Source organism: Flavobacterium sp. SORGH_AS_0622 (assembly GCF_030818825.1).
Lineage (GTDB): Bacteria > Bacteroidota > Bacteroidia > Flavobacteriales > Flavobacteriaceae > Flavobacterium.
In genome coordinates this window covers 4,684,067-4,706,618 of record NZ_JAUTAX010000001.1, presented here as the reverse complement: position 1 = coordinate 4,706,618, position 22,552 = coordinate 4,684,067, and the positions used below count along the sequence as shown (strand labels likewise).

Sequence of the window (22,552 nt, the reverse complement as noted above, 5' to 3'; positions counted from 1 at the left end):
AATGTTGTTAAAATATTTAGAATGCTTCTTAGTTCATGCCTACTCCGTAAACATATTCATCCAATTCAATTTTGAATAAAGAACCTTCAACCAAATCTTTGATTGATTTTAGTTCGGTCATATTTACAGCTAAATCAATAGAGTTACATGGAGTTTTAAGTAGAAATTTATGGCAGGAATATTTCATTTCACAAGCTTCACAACAGCCATTTTCAACCATACTGTCTTCAATTAAATCACAAAAAAGATTTAATTCCTGAATGGTAAAATAAAAGCCGGTTTCTTTAAAAACCAATTGTACTTTGTCTGAAATTGTCGTATTATGATCTTTCCAGTAAAAAGCTATTCCAAAGTTGTTATGGTATATTTGTTCAATTTCTCTCATCGTAAAACCTTTTATGTCAACAAATATAAATATTATTTATATCAATTCTAAATAAAAAGTTCGTAAAAACTAGAAAAAATATTATGCCATGTAAGTGATATAAGATAATTTAAATTGATTGTTGATAGATTTGAAAATTAACTTATAGCACTTCTATGTTTCTGTAAGTATTATTCCAACTTTTGATGATCTTCCATATCTTTATGAAGATCTAAATTTCTGAATGTCGGCGATTTTAATGCTGTTACCACAACAGTCAAAAGAGTCACACTTCCTCCAAAAACAACAGAGGTTACAGCTCCCATTAATTTAGCAGTTGCACCACTTTCAAAAGCACCTAATTCATTAGAAGATCCAACGAAAATTGAGTTTACAGCACCAACACGCCCACGCATATGATCGGGAGTTTTAAGTTGTAGAATCGTTTGGCGGATTACTACAGAAATTCCATCAGCCAAACCGCTTAAAAATAAAGCGAAAACAGAAAGCCAGAAATAAGTAGAAAGGCCAAATAAGATAATTGATAATCCAAAAACAAATATGGCAGCTAAAAGTTTTTTCCCTGCATTTTTATACAAAGGAACATAGGCAGAAATAATCATAGTAATAAAAGCTCCCACTGCAGGGGCAGCTCTTAAAATTCCAAAGCCTTCAGCACCAACTTTTAAAATGTCCTGAGCAAAAACAGGCAATAGTGCAACTGCTCCTCCAAAAAGTACAGCAATCATGTCTAGTGATAAAGCGCCTAAAACAACTTGGTTTCTGAATACAAAAGTCAAGCCTTCGGTTAAACTATCTTTGATTGATTCTCCAATTTTTGGATTTATGATTGGTTTTTTACTGATTTGTGATAGCGCAACTAAAGAAAGAATTGAGAATCCAAATACCAGACACATTGACCAGTGAACTCCTATCCAGTTAATAGAAAATCCAGCAATTGCAGGTCCCATAACAGCTCCGATCTGCCAAACCGAACTGCTCCAAGTTGCAGCATTTGGATATACTTTTTTAGGAATAATCAAGGACAAAAGAGAGAAAATAGTAGGCCCAAGAAAAGCACGTACTAAACCTCCCAAAAACACTAATGCATAAATGGAATACAGAATTACAGTCGAAGACCAGCCGCCAACAACTGTAGGCCAAGTCAGTAAAAATAATCCAAAACTAATTACTGAAAAACCTAAAATACATTTTACTAATAATCCTTTTTTCTCTCTTTGATCGACAATATGACCGGCAAATAATGCCATCGAAACGGCAGGAATAACTTCCATTAAACCAATAATTCCTAACGAAAGCGGATTTTTAGTTAAACTGTAAACTTCCCATTCGATTATAATAAACTGCATAGACCAGGCAAAAACCATCGCAAAACGCAATAATAAAAATACATTGAATTCTTTATAACGCAATGCCTGATACGGATCTGGCTTATTGGATTTAATCTCTTCCATTTGTTCTAATGTCTTTCAGCATAAGCTGTGTTGAAATATTTCCGTTCCATTCATTTTCGGCAATACAGTATGCCAATTGAAACAGATTTTGATTTTGTACAATATTGAGTTTTTTTCCCAGTCCAAAGCCAATTGCGGCTATTCCGTCGGTCCCGAGACCTCGGGATTGTTTGACGAAAAGTCTTAAATGTTCTTCTTCTGAACCCAGCGTTTTGGCATACCCCGTATCCTTTACATCAGAAGTCATAAAAACTGGAGTCATATTTTGAGGACCAAAAGGTTCAAATTGTTTTAAAATTCTAATCAATTTTGGAGTGATGTCTGAGAAGTTTATCTCTGCATCAATTTCAATTTCTGGAGTGCGCATTTCGGGTTGAATGGTTTCTTGCACACATTTCTCAAAAGCCTCTTTAAAAAGCTGATAATTTTCGGCTTTTAAAGTCATTCCAGCTGCATACATATGACCTCCAAATTGTTCTAGGTGTTCGGAACAAGCATCAAGCGCATTATACACATCAAAACCTTTTACAGATCGGGCAGAAGCAGCATATTTGTCACCGCTTTTGGTAAAAACTAAAGTCGGTCGATAATAAGTTTCAATCAATCTTGAAGCTACGATCCCGATTACGCCTTTGTGCCAGTCTTCCTGAAAAACAACAGTCGAAAAACGTTCTTCTTCATTATTTTGTAAAATTTGCTGAAAAGCTTCCTTGGTAATTTTTTTATCTAAATCTTTTCGGTCTGCGTTGTACTGTTCAATTTCTGAAGCGAATTGCTGTGCTTGTTCAAAATCAAATTCAGTTAATAATTCAACCGCATGATTTCCGTGTTTGATTCTTCCTGCAGCATTAATTCTCGGTGAAATAATAAAAACAACATCGGTAATATCGAGAACTTTCTTTTTTACCTGATGCACCAAAGCTTTAATTCCAGGTCTCGGTTCGCTATTAATAACTTTCAATCCGAAATAAGCCAAAACACGATTTTCTCCCGTAATCGGTACAATATCTGCCGCAATTGCCGTAGCAACCAAATCGAGATAAGCAACTAAATCTTCAATAGTTTCATTTCGGTTTTGACCTAAAGCCTGAATCAACTTAAAACCAACACCGCAGCCGCATAATTCATCATAAGGGTAGGAGCAGTCTTCTCTTTTAGGGTCAAGAACTGCAACAGCATCTGGGAGAAATTCTCCAGGACGGTGGTGATCGCATACAATGAAATCAATGTTTTTCGCTTTCGCGTAAGCGATATGATCAACCGATTTGATACCACAGTCAAGTGCGATAATTAAGGAAATTCCATTGTCGTCTGCATAATCAATTCCTTTATACGAAATGCCGTAACCCTCGTTATAACGATCTGGAATATACGTGGCAATGTTTGGATAATGTGATTTTAAGTAAGAAGAAACCAAAGAAACCGCTGTTGTTCCGTCAACATCATAATCGCCGAAAACCATAATATTTTCCTGGTTTTCAATTGCCGCTTCGATTCGAGCAACAGCTTTGTCCATATCTTTCATCAAATACGGATCATGTAGATGTTCTAAAGACGGGCGAAAGAAGTTCTTCGCATCTTCAAAAGTTTCAATACCACGCTGAATCAAAAGTGTTGCTACAAAATCTTCTACATTTAGGGCTTGCGCCAAATGTTTGATTTTATCTTCAGAGGGTTTTGGTTTTAAGGTCCAACGCATGGGTTGATTTTAGATTTTAGAGTATAGATTTTAGATTGTTGATTTCTGAAATCAAAAATCGTTAATCAAAAATCTTAGATAATTATTTTGCTTCTAAAGCATTTCCTTCAAACTGAATTCCGTCCCAGCCTAAGTTGATGAAGTTTCTAATGTTCTGGTGATTTGTCCCGTTTGGATCTCCAAGAACTTCTTCAAAATAAAAAGCTCCGAAACACGCCAAAGTTTCTTCTTTGTTCAAATTCTGCAATTTTGCGAAAGAAAATAATTTACAAGAACCAGAATTTTCGCCGGCAGCATTATGCTGTGTTCCGTTTTGAAAAGCGGTTGGAGTAAAGTTGTAATTTTCCTCGATTACGGCAATAGTTTCAGGAAATGTGATGTGAGTTGGAGTTTGTTTTACTTTTTCTAAAAAGGCTTGTATGCTCATATTGTTATGTTTTTTTGCCACAAATTTCACGAATTTCCACTAATTTAATTCGTGCTAATTCGTGAAATTCGTGGCTATAATTATTCTTCATCCTTAGGAAACTTACTTTTCTTAGGTTCTTTTATTATTGTTTTTCCAGCAACGACCACAACGATTTCGCCGCGTGGTGCTGTTTTTTCGAAGTGTGCTAAAACCTCTTTTGCAGTTCCGCGTACATTTTCTTCGTGCATTTTTGATAATTCTCGCGAAACGCAGACTTGTCGGTCTTCGCCAAAATATTGAACAAATTCTGCTAAAGTTTTAACGAGTTTATGCGGCGAAACGTATAAAATCATTGTTCGCGTTTCTTCGGCTAAAGCCAAAAAACGAGTCTGACGTCCTTTTTTATCGGGCAGAAATCCTTCAAAAACAAATTTGTCATTTGGGAGTCCGCTGTTTACCAGCGCAGGCACGAAAGCAGTTGCGCCTGGAAGACATTCAACTTCGATTTTATTTTCGACACAAGCTCGGGTCAATAAAAATCCAGGGTCTGAAATTGCTGGAGTTCCAGCGTCCGAAATCAAAGCAATCGTTTCGCCAGCTTTCAAACGGGCAATTAAATTTTCGGTTGTTTTGTGCTCGTTATGCATATGATGGCTGTGCATGTGCGTGCCAATTTCAAAATGCTTTAAGAGTTTACCGCTTGTTCGGGTGTCCTCCGCCAAAATCAAATCGACTTCTTTTAAAACCCGAATGGCTCTAAAAGTCATGTCCTCAAGATTGCCAATTGGCGTTGGAACGATATATAATTTTGACATAATTGTTTATTCGTGAAATGTAAAATGTGAGATGTGAAAATGTCTTTAAGCGAATTTCTTCTCCACAATTCCAAGGAAACGTTCTGCGTAATCGTCTTTTCCTTCCCAATTGTTATAATCTGGTTTTACCATGTTTTCAATAAATTCTTTTGCTTCATCATAAGAATCAAAAGTCATTAATTGGTTTAAAACTCGGCTGTAATCTTCTGTGCTGTTGCCGAAAAGATTTTTAGTAAATGCAATTCGATCGTTCAGATCAATATGAAAACCTCTTGCCAGTTTTTCATTTAAACTAACCGCTTTTGGCTGTGCAGGAGTTTCAAGAACCGCAGTTTCAACTTTTTTCTCTTCTTTAAAATCATTAATTGAAGGAGTTTTAGCTGGAGGAACAGCCTCAAAACTATCAACTTTTACAAATTGGGCATCGGCATAATTCACTCCAAAATCTTCAAATAAAATGGTAGGTATTGGAGAAGTTTCTGTTTTTGGTTCTTCTTTAACTTCCTCTTTTATTTCTTCAGTTTCTAATTCGAAAGCAGGTATGAAATCTGGAATTGGTTTTAATTCGTTTACGGTTGTAAATGAAAATTCTTCGATATTCTCCTTTGGTTCTTCTATCTTTTCACTTTCTTTTTCTGCTTCGACTTCAATAATTTCTGAAACAACTGGTTCCTCAATTTTTTCTACTTCAGGTTCTATAATTTCAGCAGCAATTGGCTCTGGAGTTTCCTCAATAATTGGTTCAGTAACTTCTGCAGCTATTGGTTCTTCAGTTTCTTCTGTAATCAGTTCAGGAATTTCAGCAGTGATTTCTTCGTTAACTTCTGGTTCGTAAGATTCCTCAAGTTCAATGACTGCTGAAGCGGCAGGAGTTTCTATTTGAGCGGCAGCGGGAGTTATTTCCTCTTTATCAAAAATTGTTTCTAATTCTGAAGTAATATCATTTTGTCCGATTGTTGGTTTTGCAGCATCAAAATTTTCTTCTACAAACTTTAATACCGCTAATTTCTCATATAATTTCTGAGTTTCAAGATACAATTGATTGATATCGGACTTGTTTTTAAGTTTCAAAATTCGATGTGCAATGCTGATTAAATCGGCTTCCAATTTTTTTTTCATAACTGTTGAAATTATAGTGAATAAGGTATTTTAGTGTATTTAATGTCTGAATGTCTTTATTCTGAAAGAAATCCAAAAGATATTTTTTTATTTCTGTTAATAAGCGTTAGCTAATCTCCGATTTGATAAAAATTTTCTACTTTTGAAAAAATGTAAAACAGCACATTTTTACGTCGATTTATTACCAGTACAAAGTAATAAAAACTATTCATTTTTAAAGGCAGAAAAATACAAAATGTTTCTCGAAAATACAGTAAATCACAAAGAACAATTTGGTTGGATTGAAGTTATTTGTGGATCAATGTTTTCGGGTAAAACCGAGGAATTAATCCGCAGATTAAAACGTGCTCAATTTGCCAAGCAAAAAGTCGAAATTTTCAAACCCGCAATCGATACCCGTTATCATGACGAAATGGTAGTGTCGCACGATGCTAATGAAATTCGTTCCACTCCAGTTCCCGCAGCGGCCAATATTTTAATTTTGGCGCAAGGCTGTGATGTGATTGGTATTGACGAGGCTCAGTTTTTTGATGATGAAATTATCACGGTTTGTAATGATTTAGCCAATCAGGGAATTCGTGTAATTGTTGCCGGACTTGATATGGATTTTAAAGGAAATCCGTTTGGACCAATGCCCGGACTTATGGCAACAGCTGAATATGTAACCAAAGTGCATGCAGTTTGTACCAGAACTGGAAATTTGGCCAATTATAGTTTTAGAAAAACAGATAATGATAAATTGGTTATGCTGGGTGAAACTGAAGAATACGAACCACTTAGCCGTGCAGCGTATTTTAATGCAATGAAGAAAAATGAGGAAAAATAATTAATTCCATTTAATATTTACTTAGCAATTCGAGAAAAGAAATTATGAGAAAACAGAATCTTTTATTATTAATTATAATTGGTGTTGCTTTGGCTGCTGCTGCTTTTTTTCAATTTTATCTTTCTGAAAATGCTGATGAAGTAAATACCGAAGTAAAGGAATTAGTTGAAAAATACAATAAGAATTGCCCGCTGACAATTCAGCAAGGAATTCGCCTAGATAGTGTGACTTTACCGGAAGAGAGAATCGTGCAGTACAATTTAACATTAATGAATGTGGTAAAAGAAACCGCAGAAGTCAATGTAATTCAGGAAGAAATTGAAAAAAGTCTCGTAAGTACTGCAAAAGCAAATCCTGGACTTCAGGTTTTTAGAGATAATGACTATACGTTGGTTTATAGTTACAGTGATAAAAAGAAAGCATTTTTATTTACTGTAAAGATATTACCAGATCAATATAAATAATTTAGCGTTCTAGAGACGTTACTAAACCCGACAGATTTTTAGAACCTGTCGGGTTTCGTGTTTTAAAGAAACAGCAATATATCATTCCGTAGGAATGTCTCGTCGGTAGATATAATTTGATATGGGTGGTTTACGTTCCATAAGACGTTTGATTAGAGAACAAATTATTATTGAGGTTAATTTCGTAAAAACAGGTGTCCCTACGGGACACAATGCAATACACTGTTTTTTTTTGCTACCGATGAAATATTCCTACGGAATATAAACAATATAGGGATATTATTTTTGGTTAATTGATAAAACCTGTCGGGTTTGCTGCTTTAAAGAAATAGTAATATTTCATTCCGTAGGAATGTCTCGTCGGTAGATATAATTTGATTTGGGTGGTTTACGTTCCATAGGAACGTTTGATTAGAGAACAAATTATTATTGAGGTTAATTTCGTAAAAACAGGTGTCCCTACGGGACACAATGCAATACATTGTTTTTTTTGCTACCGATGAAATATTCCTACGGAATATAAACAATATAGGGATATTATTTTTGGTTAATTGATAAAACCTGTCGGGTTTGCTGCTTTAAAGAAATAGTAATATTTGATTCCGTAGGAATGTTTCATCGGTAGATTATAATTTGATCTGGGTGAGTTTACGTTAGGAACGTTTGATTATAGCATAAATTATTGTTAAGGTTAATTTCGTAAAACAAGTGTTCCTACTGAACACAATTTATCAAGTTAATTTTTTTAGACCGATCAAATATTCCTGACGGAATACCGAATACAATATCATTTGAAATAATAAACAAAAAACCTAACAGGTTTTAAAACCTGTTAGGTTTGCTATTCTTATAAAACTTTATTTTTCTTAATCTCTTAATGGTTAGAAAAAACAAAAAAACCTAAATTTTCTTTCTCATTCTCGCAACCGGAATATCAAGCTGCTCACGATATTTTGCAATCGTTCTTCTTGCAATGGGATATCCTTTTTCTTTCAAGATTTCCGCCAATTGATCGTCTGGAAGCGGTTTCTTTTTGTCTTCTTCTTCGATTGTATTCTTCAGAATTTTTTTGATTTCCAAAGTCGAAACATCTTCACCTTGATCATTTTTCATCGCTTCAGAGAAAAATTCTTTGATTAGTTTTGTTCCGTATGGTGTTTCAACATACTTGCTGTTCGCTACACGCGAAATTGTCGAAATATCCAAACCAACCATATCCGCAATATCTTTCAAGATCATTGGTTTTAGTTTGGTTTCGTCACCATCTAAGAAATATTCTTCCTGATAATGCATAATGGCATTCATCGTTACAAATAGTGTTTCCTGACGCTGTCTAATTGCATCAATAAACCATTTTGCAGAATCTAGTTTTTGTTTGATAAATTGAACAGCATCTTTTTGAGCCGATGATTTATCACGAGAATCTTTATACGTCTGCATCATTTCCTGATAATCCTTAGAAACATGCAGGGAAGGAGCATTTCTCCCGTTTAAAGTCAATTCAAGTTCGCCATCAACAATTCTGATTGCAAAATCAGGAACTACATTTTCAGTTACTTTATTGTTTCCAGTATAAGATCCGCCCGGTTTCGGGTTTAGTCTTTCAATTTCGTGAATTGCTTTTTTAAGCTGTTCGTTAGAAACGCTGTATTTCTGTAGTAGTTTATCGTAATGTTTTTTCGTAAAAGCATCAAACTGATTTTCGATAATATCGATCGCTAGATCAACATATTCAGTTGGTGTTTTGTGTTTTAACTGAAGCAGTAAACATTCCTGTAAATCTCGTGCGCCAACTCCAGAAGGTTCTAATTCGTGAATCACGGTCATCATTTTTTCGACCATTGCTTCATCAGTATAAATTCCCTGAGTAAAAGCCATGTCGTCTACAATATCTGGAACGCTTCTGCGGATGTAACCCATATCATCAATACTTCCAACAAGGAATTCGGCGATTTCGCGTTCTTCATCATTTAAAATAAAAGTATTTAACTGATTGATTAAATCCTGATGAAAACTAATTGGAGAAGCAAATGGAGTTTCACGTTCTTCGTCATCACTGTAATTATTCACCTGAGTTTTGTAATCAGGTGTATCGTCGTCGCTTAGATATTCATCAATATTAATGTCGTCTGCTTCGATTCTGTCAGATTCTGCATCATCATAATCGTCGTAGTCTTCATTGGCAAATTCATCTGCTTCGTATTCATCTTCTTTTCCAGCTTCCAGAGCCGGATTTTCGTTCATTTCTTCTAATAAACGTTGCTCAAAAGCTTGCGTAGGCAATTGAATTAACTTCATCAGCTGAATTTGCTGTGGAGATAATTTTTGGGATAATTTTAAATTTAAAAATTGCTTTAGCATAAAAAAAGTTGCTAAGATACTAAGGCACTAAGGTGCTGAGTATCTTATATTGGCGAATTAACTCGCGGTTGAATTATTTTTTATTTATATTTTAAAAACTTAGAATCTTAGCACCTTAGTACCTCAGAATCTTAGATTAAAATTCCGCACTACCAGGAGTTCTTGGGAAAGGAATTACGTCTCTAATATTTGTCATTCCTGTTACAAACAATACCAAACGCTCAAATCCTAATCCGAAACCTGCGTGAGTGGCAGAACCAAATCTTCTGGTGTCTAAATACCAGTATAATTCTTCTTCGTCGATGTTTAAAGCTTTCATTTTTTCAACCAAAACATCGTAACGCTCTTCTCTTTCAGAACCTCCAACGATTTCTCCAATTCCAGGGAAAAGAATATCCATTGCACGAACAGTTTCTCTTCCTGGTTCTGTGTTGTCGTTCAAACGCATGTAAAACGCTTTAATATTTGCTGGGTAATCGTATAAAATTACAGGGCATTTAAAGTGTTTTTCAACCAAGTAACGCTCGTGTTCAGATTGTAAATCAGCTCCCCATTCGTTAATTAAGTAGCTGAATTTTTTCTTTTTATTTGGAGTTGAATCTCTTAAAATATCAATTGCCTCAGTATAAGAAACACGTTTGAAGTTGTTTTCTAAAACGAAGTTTAGTTTTTCCAACAAACTCATTTCGCTTCTTTCAGCCTGTGGTTTTGATTTTTCTTCTTCTAAAAGCCTTCCTTCTAAGAATTTCAAATCGTCTTTACAGTTGTCTAAAGCATATTTAATTACGTACTGAATAAAATCTTCAGCCAAATCCATGTTGTCATCAAGATCATTGAAAGCAACTTCTGGCTCGATCATCCAAAACTCAGCCAAGTGACGAGAAGTGTTTGAATTTTCTGCTCTAAAAGTTGGTCCAAAAGTATAAATCTGACCCAAAGCCATTGCGAAAGTTTCACCTTCTAATTGTCCAGAAACCGTTAAGTTCGTATGTTTCCCAAAGAAATCTTTTTTGAAATCAATGTTTCCTTCTTCGTTTTTTGGAAGATTATCCAAAGGCAGAGAAGTTACCTGAAACATTTCTCCAGCACCTTCAGCATCAGCACCAGTAATAATTGGCGTGTTTACATACACAAAACCTTTATCTTGAAAATATTTGTGAACTGCATAAGACAATACCGAACGCACACGCATAATTGCTCCAAAAGCATTTGTACGTACACGTAAATGTGCATTTTCGCGTAAAAACTCCAAAGAGTGTTTTTTAGGCTGCATTGGGAATTTCTCGGCATCAGAATCTCCAAGGATTTCAATTTTAGAAACCTGAATTTCGTATTTCTGACCTGCACCTTTACTTTCGACCAAAGTTCCAATTACAGAAACCGCAGCTCCAGTTGTGATTCTTTTTAAAATCTCTTCTGGTGTATTTTCAAAATCAACAACACATTGTATATTATTAATGGTAGAACCGTCATTAAGCGCGATGAACTGATTATTTCTAAAAGTTCTCACCCATCCTTTTGCATTAACCTCCTGAAGCGTCGTAGTACTGTTTAATAAGTCTTTAACCTTTGTGTGTCTCATTTTAATTTTAGATTTATAGATTGCTGATTTTAGATCAAAATAAAACCAGTGTTTTTTATATCGAATTGCAAATATAAACGATAATAATTAATTTTTGAAGCTGTTTCCTGCTCTTCGCTGTATCTTTCTGTTTTTAAAGAAAAAACAGAAAGGATGCCGCTTCGATCAGGGCTAGGGCAGTCGTTTTTAAAAGAACTTTTTGTTTCTCATCTTTGTCATTTTGATCCAAAGGCTTCGGTATGGAAATGACAAACGATTCTGAGATTAAGTGTTATTCCATAACTAAGAGATAAAACCGTCTCCAAAAAACATTGTTGCTAAAATTGCTATTAATAATGAAATGGCAAATGCATTACGAGTTTGGTTTTTTACCAAAAGATTAGATTTTTGTAAAATGAATTTTATTATAATTCCTCCAATCATTGTGTAAATAAAAATTGACAAAAAAAGAAATATGATATGAATGAACGTTACAAATCGCGCTAATCCATATTGTCCTTCGGCTAAACAATTGCTGCTATATAAAAGAAGAAATGCAATTGCTGTAATTCTTTTTTTTAACATTGTAATTCGTGTCAATTTGTGAAATTCGTGTCAAAAAAAATTACTTCTCTAAACTCTCCAATTCCTCTTTCTTAGTTTTCTTCTTTTCAAAAGTCAAAACCAGCGAAGGCAATACAACTAAATTAGCAAACATTGCAAAAGCCAGCGTACAAGAAATTAATCCTCCAAGAGCAATGGTTCCGCTGAAGCTTGATAATGTAAAAGTTGCAAAACCTAGAATTAAAACTACAGATGTGTAGAAAGTACTAATTCCAGTTTCTCTTAAAGCACTAAAAACTGATTTTTTTACTTTTCCATTACTTTGAAGCAAGTCATGTCGATACTTCGCCATAAACTGAATTGCGTTATCAACCGAGATTCCGAAGGCGATACTAAATACTAAAATCGTAGACGGCTTTAACGGAATTCCCAAATAACCCATTAGTCCAGACGTAATACAAAGTGGCAAAACATTTGTAATTACCGAAGCCATTACCATTTTGAACGAACGGAATAAATATAAAATTAGAACCGCGATCGTTAAAATTGCAAAGATTAAGGACTCGATTAAGTTTTCAACCAGATAAGAAGTTCCTTTTTGGAAAACCAATGCTTTTCCGGTAACAGTAACTTCGTAACGATCTTTTGGGAAAATTTCATCAATTTTAGAATGTAATTTTTTCTCGACTTTCGCCATTTCATCCGTTCCGATATCCTTCATGAAAGTTGTGATTCGCGCATATTGGCCAGTCGAATCAACGTAAGCTTTCATTAAATTTTCTTTACTGTTTTTAGTTGCATTTTTAGCATAACTCAAAATAAAAGTCTGCTCCTGCGAAGTCGGCAGTTGATAATATTCAGGATTTCCATTGTAGAAAGCCTGTTTAGAATATTTAACCAAATTTACAATTGAAACTGGTTTTGCTAATTCTGGAATCTCAGAAATTGTATTTTGCAATTCGTCCATTTTACGAATAGTCGAAGCTTTCATAACACCTTTTTTCTTTTTGGTGTCAATCATAATTTCTAATGGCATCACACCATTAAACTCTTTTTCGTAAAATAAAATGTCTTTAAAGAAAGAAGCGCTTTTTGGCATTTCACCAATCAAACTTCCTGAAACTTTCATTTGAGAAACACCGATTACACTAAAAACCAAAAGCAAGCCATAAATGATATAAACATATTTACGTTTTGTTCTCACTAAATCTTCTACAACATTCAGCAAAGTCGAAATGTAGGTTTTAGTCAAATGGTATAAATGTTTTTCATTTGGCAATGGCATAAAACTGTATACAATTGGCACAATGAAAAGCGTCAATAAATAAACAGAAATTACGTTGATTGAAGTTACCAAACCAAATTCAAAAAGTAAATCGTTCCCAGTAATCATAAACGTTGCAAAACCAATCGCTGTTGTTAAATTCGTCATTAAAGTCGAAACCCCAATTTTTGAAATAACACGCTGTAACGCTTTTGCTTGATTATTGTGTAATTTAATTTCCTGCTGGTATTTATTGATTAAGAAAATACAGTTTGTAATTCCGATTACAATAATTAACGGCGGAATAATCGCAGTTAAAATTGTGATTTTATAACCAAATAAGCCAAGCGTTCCAAACGACCAGATTACTCCAACAATTAAAATACAAATCGAAATAAAAGTCGCTCTAAACGAACGGAAAAAGAAAAAGAAAATTAAAGAAACAGTAAATAATGCCGCGCCAATAAACAATCCGATTTCGCCTTTCATATCGGCAGCATTGATCGTTCTGATGTATGGCATTCCTGAAACCTTAAGATCAATTCCAGTTGTTTTTTCGAATTTATCGATTTTCGGAACTAAATTTTCAAGGATAAAAGTCTTTCTTTCTGCGGTATTTACCAGTTTTTTATTGATGTAAATCGCAGAACGAACACTGCCGCTTTCTTTATTAAACAAAAGTCCTTCGTAAAACGGCAAATTATGAAACAAATCGTATTGAACGCTTTTTAAATAAGCTGGATCTAAAACTTTGCTTTGATCGATAAAAGGCGTTAAAACGAATTTTTCGTTAACTGTATCTTTTTCAAGCTTTTTTAAATCATTTAAGGAAACTACCAAATCAACTTCTTTAGATTTTTTTAAACCTGTCATCAATTCATTCCACGCCGCATAATTTTTTGGCGTAAAGAATTTAGGATCTTTAAAACCAATAACGACAAGGTTTCCTTCTTCACCAAACTTATCCAAGAATTTTTGGTATTCTTTATTCGCAATATGATCTTTAGGAAGCAAGTTTGCTTCGGTATAAGTCATAGCTAGGTTTTTCCATTGAAAACCAAGGAAAATCGTTAAAGCTGATAGGACAACTAGAATTGTTATTCTGTTCTTAAGTATAATTCGGGCCAATTTCTCCCAAAATCCAACTTGAATCGCGTTTTTCATAAAATCTTTAAAAATGGTTGCAAATGTAGTGAAAAGTGCTCGAAATCATAAATAATCGATTGTATTTTACTTAACGTTAACACAAAAACTCCAATTTATGATTTGTGATATATTTCTTTCTTTTTGCGGTTTACTCATAAGCTTTTCTCATATTTGCACTAATTAAAACGAAGAATTTAAAAATTAGTATAAGTGCTCAACCTGTTCAATATTGTTCTGGTTGCTGAAAAATAAAAACGATAACAAAATGCAGGATAACAATACCACAACTTTTATTTTCTTAGCAATTCTGTTGCTCTTGATCGTCATAATTTGTTTTATGATGTATCAATTAATGCAGACTAAAAAAGCAAAAGAAGATGCAGAAAAAAGTTTTTATGCTTTAGAGGTAAAGGTGAATGATCTGCAGCTGGAGAATCTGGAGTCAAAATTAAATCCGCATTTATTCAAGAATATTCTAAATTCAATTCAGTCGCATGCATATCAGACTTATTTTGCTTTAGATAAACTCGCCAATGTTTTGGATTATATTCTATACGAAAGCAAAAAGAAATTTGTAACGGCAAAAGAAGAGATTGATTTTGCGTTGAATTTAATCGAAATCAATAAAATCAAAATCAGTCCACTTTTTGAATTAAAAGTTAAAACTAATATTAATCAAGATGATAAATTATACGATCAGCCACTATTGGCGCCGTTAATTTCAATTGATTTAATCGAAAATGCTTTTAAACATGCCGATCTTCAAAGTGCAGATGCTTTTATTTCTGTTGTTTTTGAGTTTAAAGACAATGCTTTTTTTATGACGGTTTCGAATAAAATCTCCGATAAAAAAGTGCTCAAAAAGGAGCGAAGCGGTTTTGGACATGCCACTCTGGAGCATCGTCTTCGAATTATTTATAAGAATAATTTCAAACTCGATAAGTTTATAGAAAACGATGTTTATATTGCTCATCTAAAAATTGATTTACTTGAATACAAAACTGAAATGCTTGCTTCTGGACGATGAGCTTCCTGGATTAACGTACCTTAAAATGCTTTGTGAACAAATTCCTGAACTGGAAATTGTAAAAACGTATAATAATCCGCAGAAACTTTTGTCTGATATTTCAGATCTGGATTTTGATCTCTTAATTTCTGATATCGAAATGCCAGGCATGGACGGTTTGCATTTGGCTGAAATGCTCGATGATAAATTGGTCATTTTTTGTACGGCTTATAAAGATTATGCCGCAGATGCTTTTAATATAGATGCAGTAGATTATATCACAAAACCTGTAAAATTGGAACGTCTGCAAAAAGCAGTTTCAAAAGCTTTTGAACGTTTTGATAAACCAGATTCGGCTAAAAAATTCATACAGTTGAATACAGATAAAGGAAAAACTTTGCTGTATTTTAATAAAATTCAATATATCAAAACGGCTGTAAGCGACAGCCGTGACAAAACGGTTCTGCTTTCTGACGGAAGTTTTCTGAATTTAAAAAACGTAAAATTCGACACCCTTTTAAACGAATTACCCGAAGCCGATTTCTGCAGAATAAATAAGAAAGAAATTGTGGCAGTAAAGGCAATAAAATTCTTTAATCATAATGAAATTGTATTGCATCATCTAGAAGAAAAAAATAAAAACACGACTTTAATTTTAAGCGAAACCTATCGTTCTGATTTTTTGAAGAAAGTGAAGATATAGAGTTATTTATGTGTCAGGCTGAGCGAAGTCGAAACTTTGTTCTCGAAATAAAGCCTTAGATTCCATTCACATTGCTAGTAGATTTTTGTTGAGCTTTAGAACTTATTACAAAGTTTTTCCGACTTGTTACATACATTGAAAATTAGCAGGAAATTTGTTTTTTCACTTGAAGCTCACTTCTGATATTTGCGGCAATAAATTAAAAGAACGAGTTATGAATAACATTAAAAACTCTTTATTCTACGTAACAATTATTGGAGGTTTTACCGCTCTAATATATTGGATAATTTCAAAAGGCGCAGCATTAGAAGTTGGGCGCGATATCGTCAAGAAAAAAATAGAAAGTAATCATTGGAATGATTTCCTTCATTCTATGGTCGAAAATTTACAGCATCCGCTGGCTATTTTATTAGCACAAATAGTGACTATTATTTTAGTAGCACGTTTATTTGGATGGTTTTTTAGAAAAATCGGACAGCCATCTGTAATTGGAGAAATGATTGCCGGAATTGTTTTAGGACCGTCTTTGGTCGGAATGTACTTTCCAGAATTCTCTGCGGCTTTATTCCCAAAAGAATCATTAGGAAATTTACAATTCTTAAGTCAGATTGGTTTAATTCTTTTCATGTTCGTTATCGGGATGGAGCTGGATTTGAAAGTGCTTAAAAACAAAGCACATGATGCAGTTGTTATCAGCCATGCCAGTATCGTAATTCCGTTTGCTTTAGGATTAACATTGGCCTATTTTATTTATCACACTTTTGCCCCAATTGGTGTTGAGTTTTCTTCTTTCGGATTATTTATGGGAATTGCCATGAGTATTACTGCGTTTCCGGTTCTAGCGAGAATTGTTCAGGAACGCGGTATGCAGAAAACAAAACTCGGAACTATTGCCATTACTTGTGCCGCTGCAGATGATATTACTGCTTGGTGTATTCTTGCCGTTGTAATTGCTATTGTAAAAGCAGGCTCATTTACAAGTGCATTATACGTGATTGGATTGGCGATTTTATACGTGATCATAATGTTGAAAATCGTTCGTCCGTTCTTGAAACGTGTTGGAGATTTAAATTCAACTCGCGAAAGTTTAAATAAACCAGTTGTTGCTATTTTCTTTATCACACTTTTAATTTCAGCTTATGCTGCAGAATTAATTGGAATTCATGCTTTATTTGGAGCTTTCCTTGCAGGAGCAATTATGCCTGAAAATAATAAATTCAGAAACATATTTATTGAGAAAGTAGAAGACGTTGCCATAATTGTATTATTGCCTTTATTCTTTGTGTTTACAGGTTTGCGTACGCAGATTGGGCTGCTTAATGATCCTGAATTATGGAAAATTACTGGATTAATTATAGCGGTTGCTGTTGCCGGTAAATTTTTCGGAAGTGCGTTGGCAGCTAAATTTGTCGGACAAAATTGGAAAGATAGTTTGGCAATTGGAGCTTTGATGAATACAAGAGGTTTAATGGAACTTGTAGTTTTAAATATTGGATATGATCTTGGAGTTTTGTCAACAGAGATTTTTACCATGATGGTAATTATGGCTTTGGTAACTACTTTTATGACAGGCCCGGCTTTAGATTTTATAGGCTTTATTTTTAAAGACAAAGCGACGAATGTACCGCAGGAAATTGGAAGTAAGAGCAAATATAAAATCCTGCTTTCGTTTGCAACTCCAGAAAGAGGGAAAAAACTTTTAAAAATTGCCAACAGTTTGGTTAAAAAACAACCAGACAATTCGATTGTAACAGCAATGCACTTGTCTTTAAGTACAGAAATTCACTCTTTTGATGTAAAAGATCATGAGCGTAAAATGTTAGTTCCGATTATCGAGGAATCCAACCGATTGAATCAAAATATTGTGAGTCTTTTTAAAGTTTCTAATGATATAGATACGGATATTATTGATTCGGCAAACCAAGGAGAATATGACTTATTATTGGTTGGTTTAGGACAATCTATTTTTGATGGAACTCTACTTGGAAAGATTCTTGGTTTTACAACCCGAATAGTAAATCCAGATCGTTTAATCGATAAATTCACAGGAAAAGAAGGATTGTTTGAAAATTCTCCTTTTGATGAAAGAACCCGTCATATTATTGCAAAAACCAGAATGCCGGTTGGTATTTTTATCGATAAAGATTTTGAAGAAATAAATCAGGTTTTCATGCCTGTATTCAGTAGAGAAGATGCTTTTTTAATTGATTATGCTAAAAAACTAATCAATAATAACGGTTCGCAGATTACAGTTTTAGATGCCAGCGGTGAAGTAAAAAATACTCGCGATATTCAGGAAACTATCCGATCTATAGAACAGATTGCGCCAAATCATATTATGATTATGCATGACAGAACCATTAAAAAAGAATTTTTAGATGGTCAAGACTTAATGATTATAAGTTTAGACAGCTGGAAAAAATTAATTGAATCTCAAAGTACTTGGCTGAACAATACACCTTCAGTCCTGATTTTGAAACCATAAATTTTTTAATAAATATCAATTCTTTGAAATTCCAAATTCCAATTTTATGATTGGGGTTTGGGATTTTTTTTTGGATTAATTGCGCTCAAGCCTTTATCAAAGTTTAAAACTTTGATAAAGGCTTTTTTGTTATTTCGACGAAGGAGAAATCTCCACGAGTAACTCCATAACGAATATCCAATCTTTGTAGAGGTTAGCGATTCGGCCAAGTAATTTCACATAAAGAATTGCCAATCTTTGTCGAGTTACGAGTGTGATCCTTCCTTCGTCAGGATGACAAACCTATCGTAAAATTTGGAATTTAATTCTTAAAGTCCAAGATCAAGTACATAAGAAATCTTAACCGCAATATTATCTTCAAACTTCAATAATTGGTTTGGGCCATAACGATAGAATCCGCCAAGACCGAAACCTTTGTAGATTTTGTTTAGCTCAATTCCCGATTCAAAATAGCCTTTATCAAGTGTTTTGTAATCGGGTCCAACATGTTGTTCTGGTTTTTCCATATTTCCCCAAGCCATTCTGGTTACTAAAACCAGCGACGGACGAACTTTTCTCATAATTTTAATACGGTCAAAACCATGCTTGATCTGAAACATAAGATATTGACTAGAGAAGAATTCATTAAAATACATGGTTTCAAAGGCATTTCTTCCTGCAAAAGTAATACGCTGAATAACAGTTTCTTTAGTTAAATTATTTGGAGAAGTATTATACAAATGAGTAATAGGAACATCTCCCATTGCATAACCTGCCTGCAAAAGCAAACTTGTTTTCTGGCGATTTAAATATTGTTTTTCGTATTCGGCTTTAAAATCTATTTTGCTGAAAGTAAAATCATTATCAAATACATTTGGTAATGACTGTGTGTATTGAAACGTAAACCTTGGAAATTTTTTATCTGTTTCATTTCTTCCCGTTGGAGTCTGCATAAACTCGCTGAAAGGCGCCCATACAATCGACAGCATTGCTGTAGTCATTACATAGCTGGAATATAATTTTCCGTCATGATTAAAAAGATAATCAAATTTAGGTTCAATATAATTTCGCGAAACTTCTAAAACTGCTTCAGTTTTCGGAATAAATTTAGTCTGGATATTACCTCGCCATCCTGAATATTCGTAAAAAGTACTAATATTAATTGGCCGCGGGTCATAAATTTTAAACACACGTTTGTCTACACTGAAAACGGTACTTGCAATTTCCCGTACATCATCAGCATAATAACCATTCAGCCAGGTATTGGTATATTTATCTAATAAAACGCCGGCTCCCACACTGTATTTAAAAACACCATCTTTGGTTCCGTACGCCGTATAACTTTCAAGTCTAAAGTTTTTCGAAAAGCGATCATTTGTAATTCCGCCTAAACCAATTCGGAAACCTTCATAATTATTAAAACTTATAATCTTTTTTAAATCCAGATCAACAGGACCAATAGGATAGAAGCCATTAATAATTTTTCGGCCTATTCCTAAACGCTTTTCAACTCTATTGCTCACCGAAAGACTGTCTAGTAATAAATATGTTTTTTGGCTTTTTAAGTCAAGATTTTCTTTGCGGTAAGCTTCCCAAAACGATTCAGGTTTTTTGGCCGCATCGTCTTTAATTTCGATATAAAGCGATGGATTTTTTATAGCAGTATTGGTGTTGACACGAATATCGAAACTATTACTTTCTGAAAGTAAATAGGTGAAATCTGAAGCCACTTTTTTTCTGGGTTCAAAATTTTCTTCAACATCTCCGTCAAACTGAATTGTTCCTCCTAAAATTCTAATATCATCGTCATTTTTTCCTTTTACAATTTTGAATGTCGTATTGCTTTGAAACCAAATTTTTTCTTTCGGAATATATTCAAATTCGTGAATGCCGCTAATATCCAAAACACCTTTAATTCGCATTACCGCTTTCGCGACAGCAAAATTTTCTTTATCAATATACAATACGCCTTCTAAGCCAGAAGATTTTCGCTTGAGTTTATTTTTGAAATAAATCATATACGTGTCGCGGCCTTTGATGCTGACAGTATCTAATAATTTATAATTATAACTCGATGGCGCTTGATTAGAAATCGGATTTTCATATTTCGTTTCAAACAATTCGTACTTCGGATCGTAAATGGAAATCGACTGGAGGTTAAATGCCAAAACTTCGTAAATAGGCTGTTTAAAACCAGCTATTTTGGTGCCAAGAACAGTTTCTTTTAATTTGTTATTTCCAAATTGATATTCCGAAACTTTCTCGGTTTGAAATAAATGCTGTCTGCTTACAATTTCTTTAAACTTATAATCAGAAGAATCAACATTGATGATTTTTTTATTTAAATCTTTGTAAGACGCAGTAGAGTCGATTCTGCCGTCTATCGAATCTGGATTAGCGGTTACAATAAGTTTGTTGTATGTTTTGTACTCAAAATTATTGAGTTTTTTCTGCGGATCATTTAGCGGTTTATTGGCAATAACTTTTCGAATTATTGTCAAAGCAGGATTTTCATTAGAAACCACAACTTCTTTCAAATCATCTGTCTGCTGTGCAAGCGAAACGGCATAAAAAGTTTTATTGCTGATTAATGCAATGGTTTTGGTTTGAAAACCAACATAAGATACTGATAGAGTTGTAGCAGATGTGCTGATTTTAAAAATAAACTTCCCGTCAACATCTGTAATAGTATTGTTGTTTTCTGAGGTGGTTATTGTGGCAAACGGAAGAGGTTTATTATTTGAATCGGTTACGATTCCGTTTATTTGAAATTGCGCTTGAAGAGTAAGCGTAAAAAACAAAGTCAAAAAACAAAATAGCTTCATACAGAATGATATAGTTTCAAAAACGAAAAGAATTTAATTTTCGTATGCAAAAATAACAATAAAAAAATCCGTCTGGTACTATTCACCAGACGGATTTTTTAAATATCTCAGATCTTTGATTACACTTTCATGATTTCGGCTTCTTTTAAAACCAATAATTCATCAATTTTTTTAATAAAAGCGTTTGTCAAGTTTTGAACTTCTTCTTCAGCAGATTTGCAAATGTCTTCAGAAGTTCCTTCTTTTTCTAATTTTTTGATTTCAGTATTTGCATCTTTACGAGAGTTACGAATACCAATTTTAGCATCTTCAGCCTCAGATTTTGCTTGTTTAGCCAAATCACGACGACGCTCTTCTGTCAATGGCGGTACGCTGATGATTACCATATCGCCATTGTTCATCGGGTTAAAACCAATGTTTGCAATTAAGATAGCCTTTTCAATTGCTTGCAGCATATTTTTTTCAAAAGGCTGTAATGTAATTGTTCTAGCATCTGGAACGCTGATTTTAGATACCTGAGAAAGCGGTGTTGCAGATCCATAATAATCTACAAAAACACCTCCAAGCATTGCTGGAGAAGCTTTTCCTGCACGAATATTAAGAAATTCTTTCTCTAAGTGTGCAATAGTACCATTCATCGATTCTTCAGTACTTTCTAAAATAAAGTCTATTTCTTCAGTCATTGTTTTTTTAGTTTTCAGTTTTCATTCTCAGTTTTCAGTTAAAGTCTTATTTATGCGACTGTAAACTGTTACTGATGACTATATATTAACTACAGTTCCTATGTTTTCGCCTTCGCAGATTTTCAACAAGTTTCCAATTTTATTCATATCAAAAACTACGATTGGTAATTTGTTTTCTTGACTAAGAGTAAATGCAGTAGTATCCATTACATTTAATCCTTTTTTGATTACATCGTCAAACGAAATAAAGTCAAATTTTACTGCAGAAGCATTTTTCTCAGGGTCAGAATCATAAACACCATCAACACGAGTTCCTTTTAAGATAACATCAGCATTAATTTCGATTCCTCTTAAAACTGCTGCAGTATCTGTTGTAAAATATGGATTTCCGGTTCCGGCACCAAAAATTACGATTCTGCCTTTTTCTAAGTGGCGGTCTGCTCTTCTTTTAATGTATGGTTCTGCAATAGATTCCATTTTTAAAGCAGTCTGCAAACGCGTTTTCATTCCTTTATCTTCAAGAGCACCTTGTAAAGCCATTCCGTTAATTACAGTTGCAAGCATCCCCATATAATCACCTTGAACTCTATCCATTCCAGAACTTGCTCCAGCAACTCCTCTAAATATATTTCCTCCTCCAATAACAATTGCAATCTCTACTCCTTTACTGTGAATCTGCTTAATTTCATCTGCATATTCGGCTAATCTTTTTGGGTCTATACCGTATTGCAAATCACCCATTAGCGCTTCGCCGCTAAGTTTTAGAAGAATTCTTTTATATTTCATGTGTGTGTCGCGTTAATT

Annotated in this window: 18 protein-coding genes; 5 read left to right on the top strand and 13 right to left on the bottom strand. The window is 34.0% G+C overall.

Annotated elements, in window-relative coordinates; all coding sequences use genetic code 11:
- Positions 1-28: 28 nt before the first annotated feature.
- From QE431_RS20215 to QE431_RS20190, 6 genes are all read right to left on the bottom strand, one after another.
- Complete coding sequence (locus tag QE431_RS20215) at positions 29-385, bottom strand: hypothetical protein (RefSeq protein WP_134142652.1); 357 nt, start codon at positions 383-385, stop codon at positions 29-31.
- A 170-nt stretch (positions 386-555) separates the two neighbouring features.
- A complete protein-coding gene (locus tag QE431_RS20210; protein WP_307299709.1) occupies positions 556-1,839 on the bottom strand; it encodes an MFS transporter in 1,284 nt (427 codons plus the stop codon).
- Positions 1,826-3,538: a single-stranded-DNA-specific exonuclease RecJ gene (recJ, locus tag QE431_RS20205; protein ID WP_307299708.1), complete on the bottom strand. Its 1,713-nt coding sequence runs from the start codon at positions 3,536-3,538 to the stop codon at positions 1,826-1,828. Before recJ ends, QE431_RS20210 begins: the two co-directional genes overlap by 14 nt.
- A gap of 82 nt (positions 3,539-3,620) precedes the next feature.
- The gene (locus QE431_RS20200; RefSeq protein WP_134142649.1) at positions 3,621-3,965 is read right to left on the bottom strand and encodes a HopJ type III effector protein; all 345 of its coding nucleotides are present in this window, start codon (positions 3,963-3,965) and stop codon (positions 3,621-3,623) included.
- An 80-nt stretch (positions 3,966-4,045) separates the two neighbouring features.
- Positions 4,046-4,762, bottom strand: a complete 717-nt coding sequence (rsmI, locus tag QE431_RS20195) for a 16S rRNA (cytidine(1402)-2'-O)-methyltransferase (RefSeq protein WP_307299705.1) — start codon at positions 4,760-4,762, stop codon at positions 4,046-4,048.
- A 45-nt stretch (positions 4,763-4,807) separates the two neighbouring features.
- Complete coding sequence (locus QE431_RS20190; RefSeq protein ID WP_307299704.1) at positions 4,808-5,881, bottom strand: hypothetical protein; 1,074 nt, start codon at positions 5,879-5,881, stop codon at positions 4,808-4,810.
- Positions 5,882-6,116: 235 nt separating this feature from the next.
- Here QE431_RS20190 and QE431_RS20185 point away from each other — a divergent pair, with 235 nt between their 5' ends.
- Positions 6,117-6,707 carry a thymidine kinase gene (locus QE431_RS20185; protein WP_057115959.1) on the top strand — a complete coding sequence of 197 codons (591 nt, stop codon included), beginning with the start codon at positions 6,117-6,119 and terminating at the stop codon, positions 6,705-6,707.
- A gap of 44 nt (positions 6,708-6,751) precedes the next feature.
- Positions 6,752-7,171 carry a hypothetical protein gene (locus tag QE431_RS20180; protein WP_307299702.1) on the top strand — a complete coding sequence of 140 codons (420 nt, stop codon included), beginning with the start codon at positions 6,752-6,754 and terminating at the stop codon, positions 7,169-7,171.
- Positions 7,172-8,071: 900 nt separating this feature from the next.
- On the opposite strand, the gene rpoN is transcribed toward QE431_RS20180, so the two are convergent.
- The 4 genes from rpoN to QE431_RS20160 form a co-directional block, all read right to left on the bottom strand.
- The gene (gene rpoN, locus QE431_RS20175; RefSeq protein WP_057115138.1) at positions 8,072-9,532 is read right to left on the bottom strand and encodes an RNA polymerase factor sigma-54; all 1,461 of its coding nucleotides are present in this window, start codon (positions 9,530-9,532) and stop codon (positions 8,072-8,074) included.
- Positions 9,533-9,668: 136 nt separating this feature from the next.
- The gene (asnS, locus tag QE431_RS20170) at positions 9,669-11,114 is read right to left on the bottom strand and encodes an asparagine--tRNA ligase (protein WP_307299699.1); all 1,446 of its coding nucleotides are present in this window, start codon (positions 11,112-11,114) and stop codon (positions 9,669-9,671) included.
- 282 nt (positions 11,115-11,396) lie between these two features.
- Positions 11,397-11,678, bottom strand: coding sequence for a hypothetical protein (locus QE431_RS20165; protein WP_134142641.1), 282 nt, complete (start codon positions 11,676-11,678; stop codon positions 11,397-11,399).
- A gap of 40 nt (positions 11,679-11,718) precedes the next feature.
- The gene (locus QE431_RS20160) at positions 11,719-14,085 is read right to left on the bottom strand and encodes an RND family transporter (protein WP_134142640.1); all 2,367 of its coding nucleotides are present in this window, start codon (positions 14,083-14,085) and stop codon (positions 11,719-11,721) included.
- Positions 14,086-14,332: 247 nt separating this feature from the next.
- On the opposite strand from QE431_RS20160, the gene QE431_RS20155 reads away from it, so the two are divergent.
- The 3 genes from QE431_RS20155 (at position 14,333) to QE431_RS20145 (ending at position 18,261) form a co-directional block, all read left to right on the top strand.
- Positions 14,333-15,094, top strand: coding sequence for a sensor histidine kinase (locus tag QE431_RS20155; RefSeq protein ID WP_057115958.1), 762 nt, complete (start codon positions 14,333-14,335; stop codon positions 15,092-15,094).
- Positions 15,057-15,776, top strand: coding sequence for a LytTR family DNA-binding domain-containing protein (locus QE431_RS20150; protein WP_057115135.1), 720 nt, complete (start codon positions 15,057-15,059; stop codon positions 15,774-15,776). Before QE431_RS20155 ends, QE431_RS20150 begins: the two co-directional genes overlap by 38 nt.
- Positions 15,777-15,990: 214 nt before the next feature.
- Positions 15,991-18,261: a cation:proton antiporter gene (locus tag QE431_RS20145; protein ID WP_057115134.1), complete on the top strand. Its 2,271-nt coding sequence runs from the start codon at positions 15,991-15,993 to the stop codon at positions 18,259-18,261.
- A gap of 308 nt (positions 18,262-18,569) precedes the next feature.
- Here QE431_RS20145 and QE431_RS20140 read toward each other — a convergent pair whose 3' ends face one another.
- The 3 genes from QE431_RS20140 to pyrH form a co-directional block, all read right to left on the bottom strand.
- On the bottom strand, positions 18,570-21,065 hold the full coding sequence (locus tag QE431_RS20140) for a DUF5686 family protein (protein ID WP_307299694.1): 2,496 nt from the start codon (positions 21,063-21,065) through the stop codon (positions 18,570-18,572).
- A gap of 119 nt (positions 21,066-21,184) precedes the next feature.
- Entirely contained in the window at positions 21,185-21,748 is a 564-nt protein-coding gene (frr, locus tag QE431_RS20135; protein ID WP_057115132.1) for a ribosome recycling factor, read from the bottom strand.
- A 78-nt stretch (positions 21,749-21,826) separates the two neighbouring features.
- Positions 21,827-22,534: a UMP kinase gene (pyrH, locus tag QE431_RS20130; RefSeq protein ID WP_057115131.1), complete on the bottom strand. Its 708-nt coding sequence runs from the start codon at positions 22,532-22,534 to the stop codon at positions 21,827-21,829.
- Positions 22,535-22,552: the final 18 nt, after the last annotated feature.

Coding starts and splice junctions, on each gene's coding strand:
- QE431_RS20215 (WP_134142652.1), bottom strand. CDS start 385: ATGAGAGAAATTGAACAAATATACCATAACAACTTTGGAATAGCTTTT.
- QE431_RS20210 (WP_307299709.1), bottom strand. CDS start 1,839: ATGGAAGAGATTAAATCCAATAAGCCAGATCCGTATCAGGCATTGCGT.
- recJ (WP_307299708.1), bottom strand. CDS start 3,538: ATGCGTTGGACCTTAAAACCAAAACCCTCTGAAGATAAAATCAAACAT.
- QE431_RS20200 (WP_134142649.1), bottom strand. CDS start 3,965: ATGAGCATACAAGCCTTTTTAGAAAAAGTAAAACAAACTCCAACTCAC.
- rsmI (WP_307299705.1), bottom strand. CDS start 4,762: ATGTCAAAATTATATATCGTTCCAACGCCAATTGGCAATCTTGAGGAC.
- QE431_RS20190 (WP_307299704.1), bottom strand. CDS start 5,881: ATGAAAAAAAAATTGGAAGCCGATTTAATCAGCATTGCACATCGAATT.
- QE431_RS20185 (WP_057115959.1), top strand. CDS start 6,117: ATGTTTCTCGAAAATACAGTAAATCACAAAGAACAATTTGGTTGGATT.
- QE431_RS20180 (WP_307299702.1), top strand. CDS start 6,752: ATGAGAAAACAGAATCTTTTATTATTAATTATAATTGGTGTTGCTTTG.
- rpoN (WP_057115138.1), bottom strand. CDS start 9,532: ATGCTAAAGCAATTTTTAAATTTAAAATTATCCCAAAAATTATCTCCA.
- asnS (WP_307299699.1), bottom strand. CDS start 11,114: ATGAGACACACAAAGGTTAAAGACTTATTAAACAGTACTACGACGCTT.
- QE431_RS20165 (WP_134142641.1), bottom strand. CDS start 11,678: ATGTTAAAAAAAAGAATTACAGCAATTGCATTTCTTCTTTTATATAGC.
- QE431_RS20160 (WP_134142640.1), bottom strand. CDS start 14,085: ATGAAAAACGCGATTCAAGTTGGATTTTGGGAGAAATTGGCCCGAATT.
- QE431_RS20155 (WP_057115958.1), top strand. CDS start 14,333: ATGCAGGATAACAATACCACAACTTTTATTTTCTTAGCAATTCTGTTG.
- QE431_RS20145 (WP_057115134.1), top strand. CDS start 15,991: ATGAATAACATTAAAAACTCTTTATTCTACGTAACAATTATTGGAGGT.
- QE431_RS20140 (WP_307299694.1), bottom strand. CDS start 21,065: ATGAAGCTATTTTGTTTTTTGACTTTGTTTTTTACGCTTACTCTTCAA.
- frr (WP_057115132.1), bottom strand. CDS start 21,748: ATGACTGAAGAAATAGACTTTATTTTAGAAAGTACTGAAGAATCGATG.
- pyrH (WP_057115131.1), bottom strand. CDS start 22,534: ATGAAATATAAAAGAATTCTTCTAAAACTTAGCGGCGAAGCGCTAATG.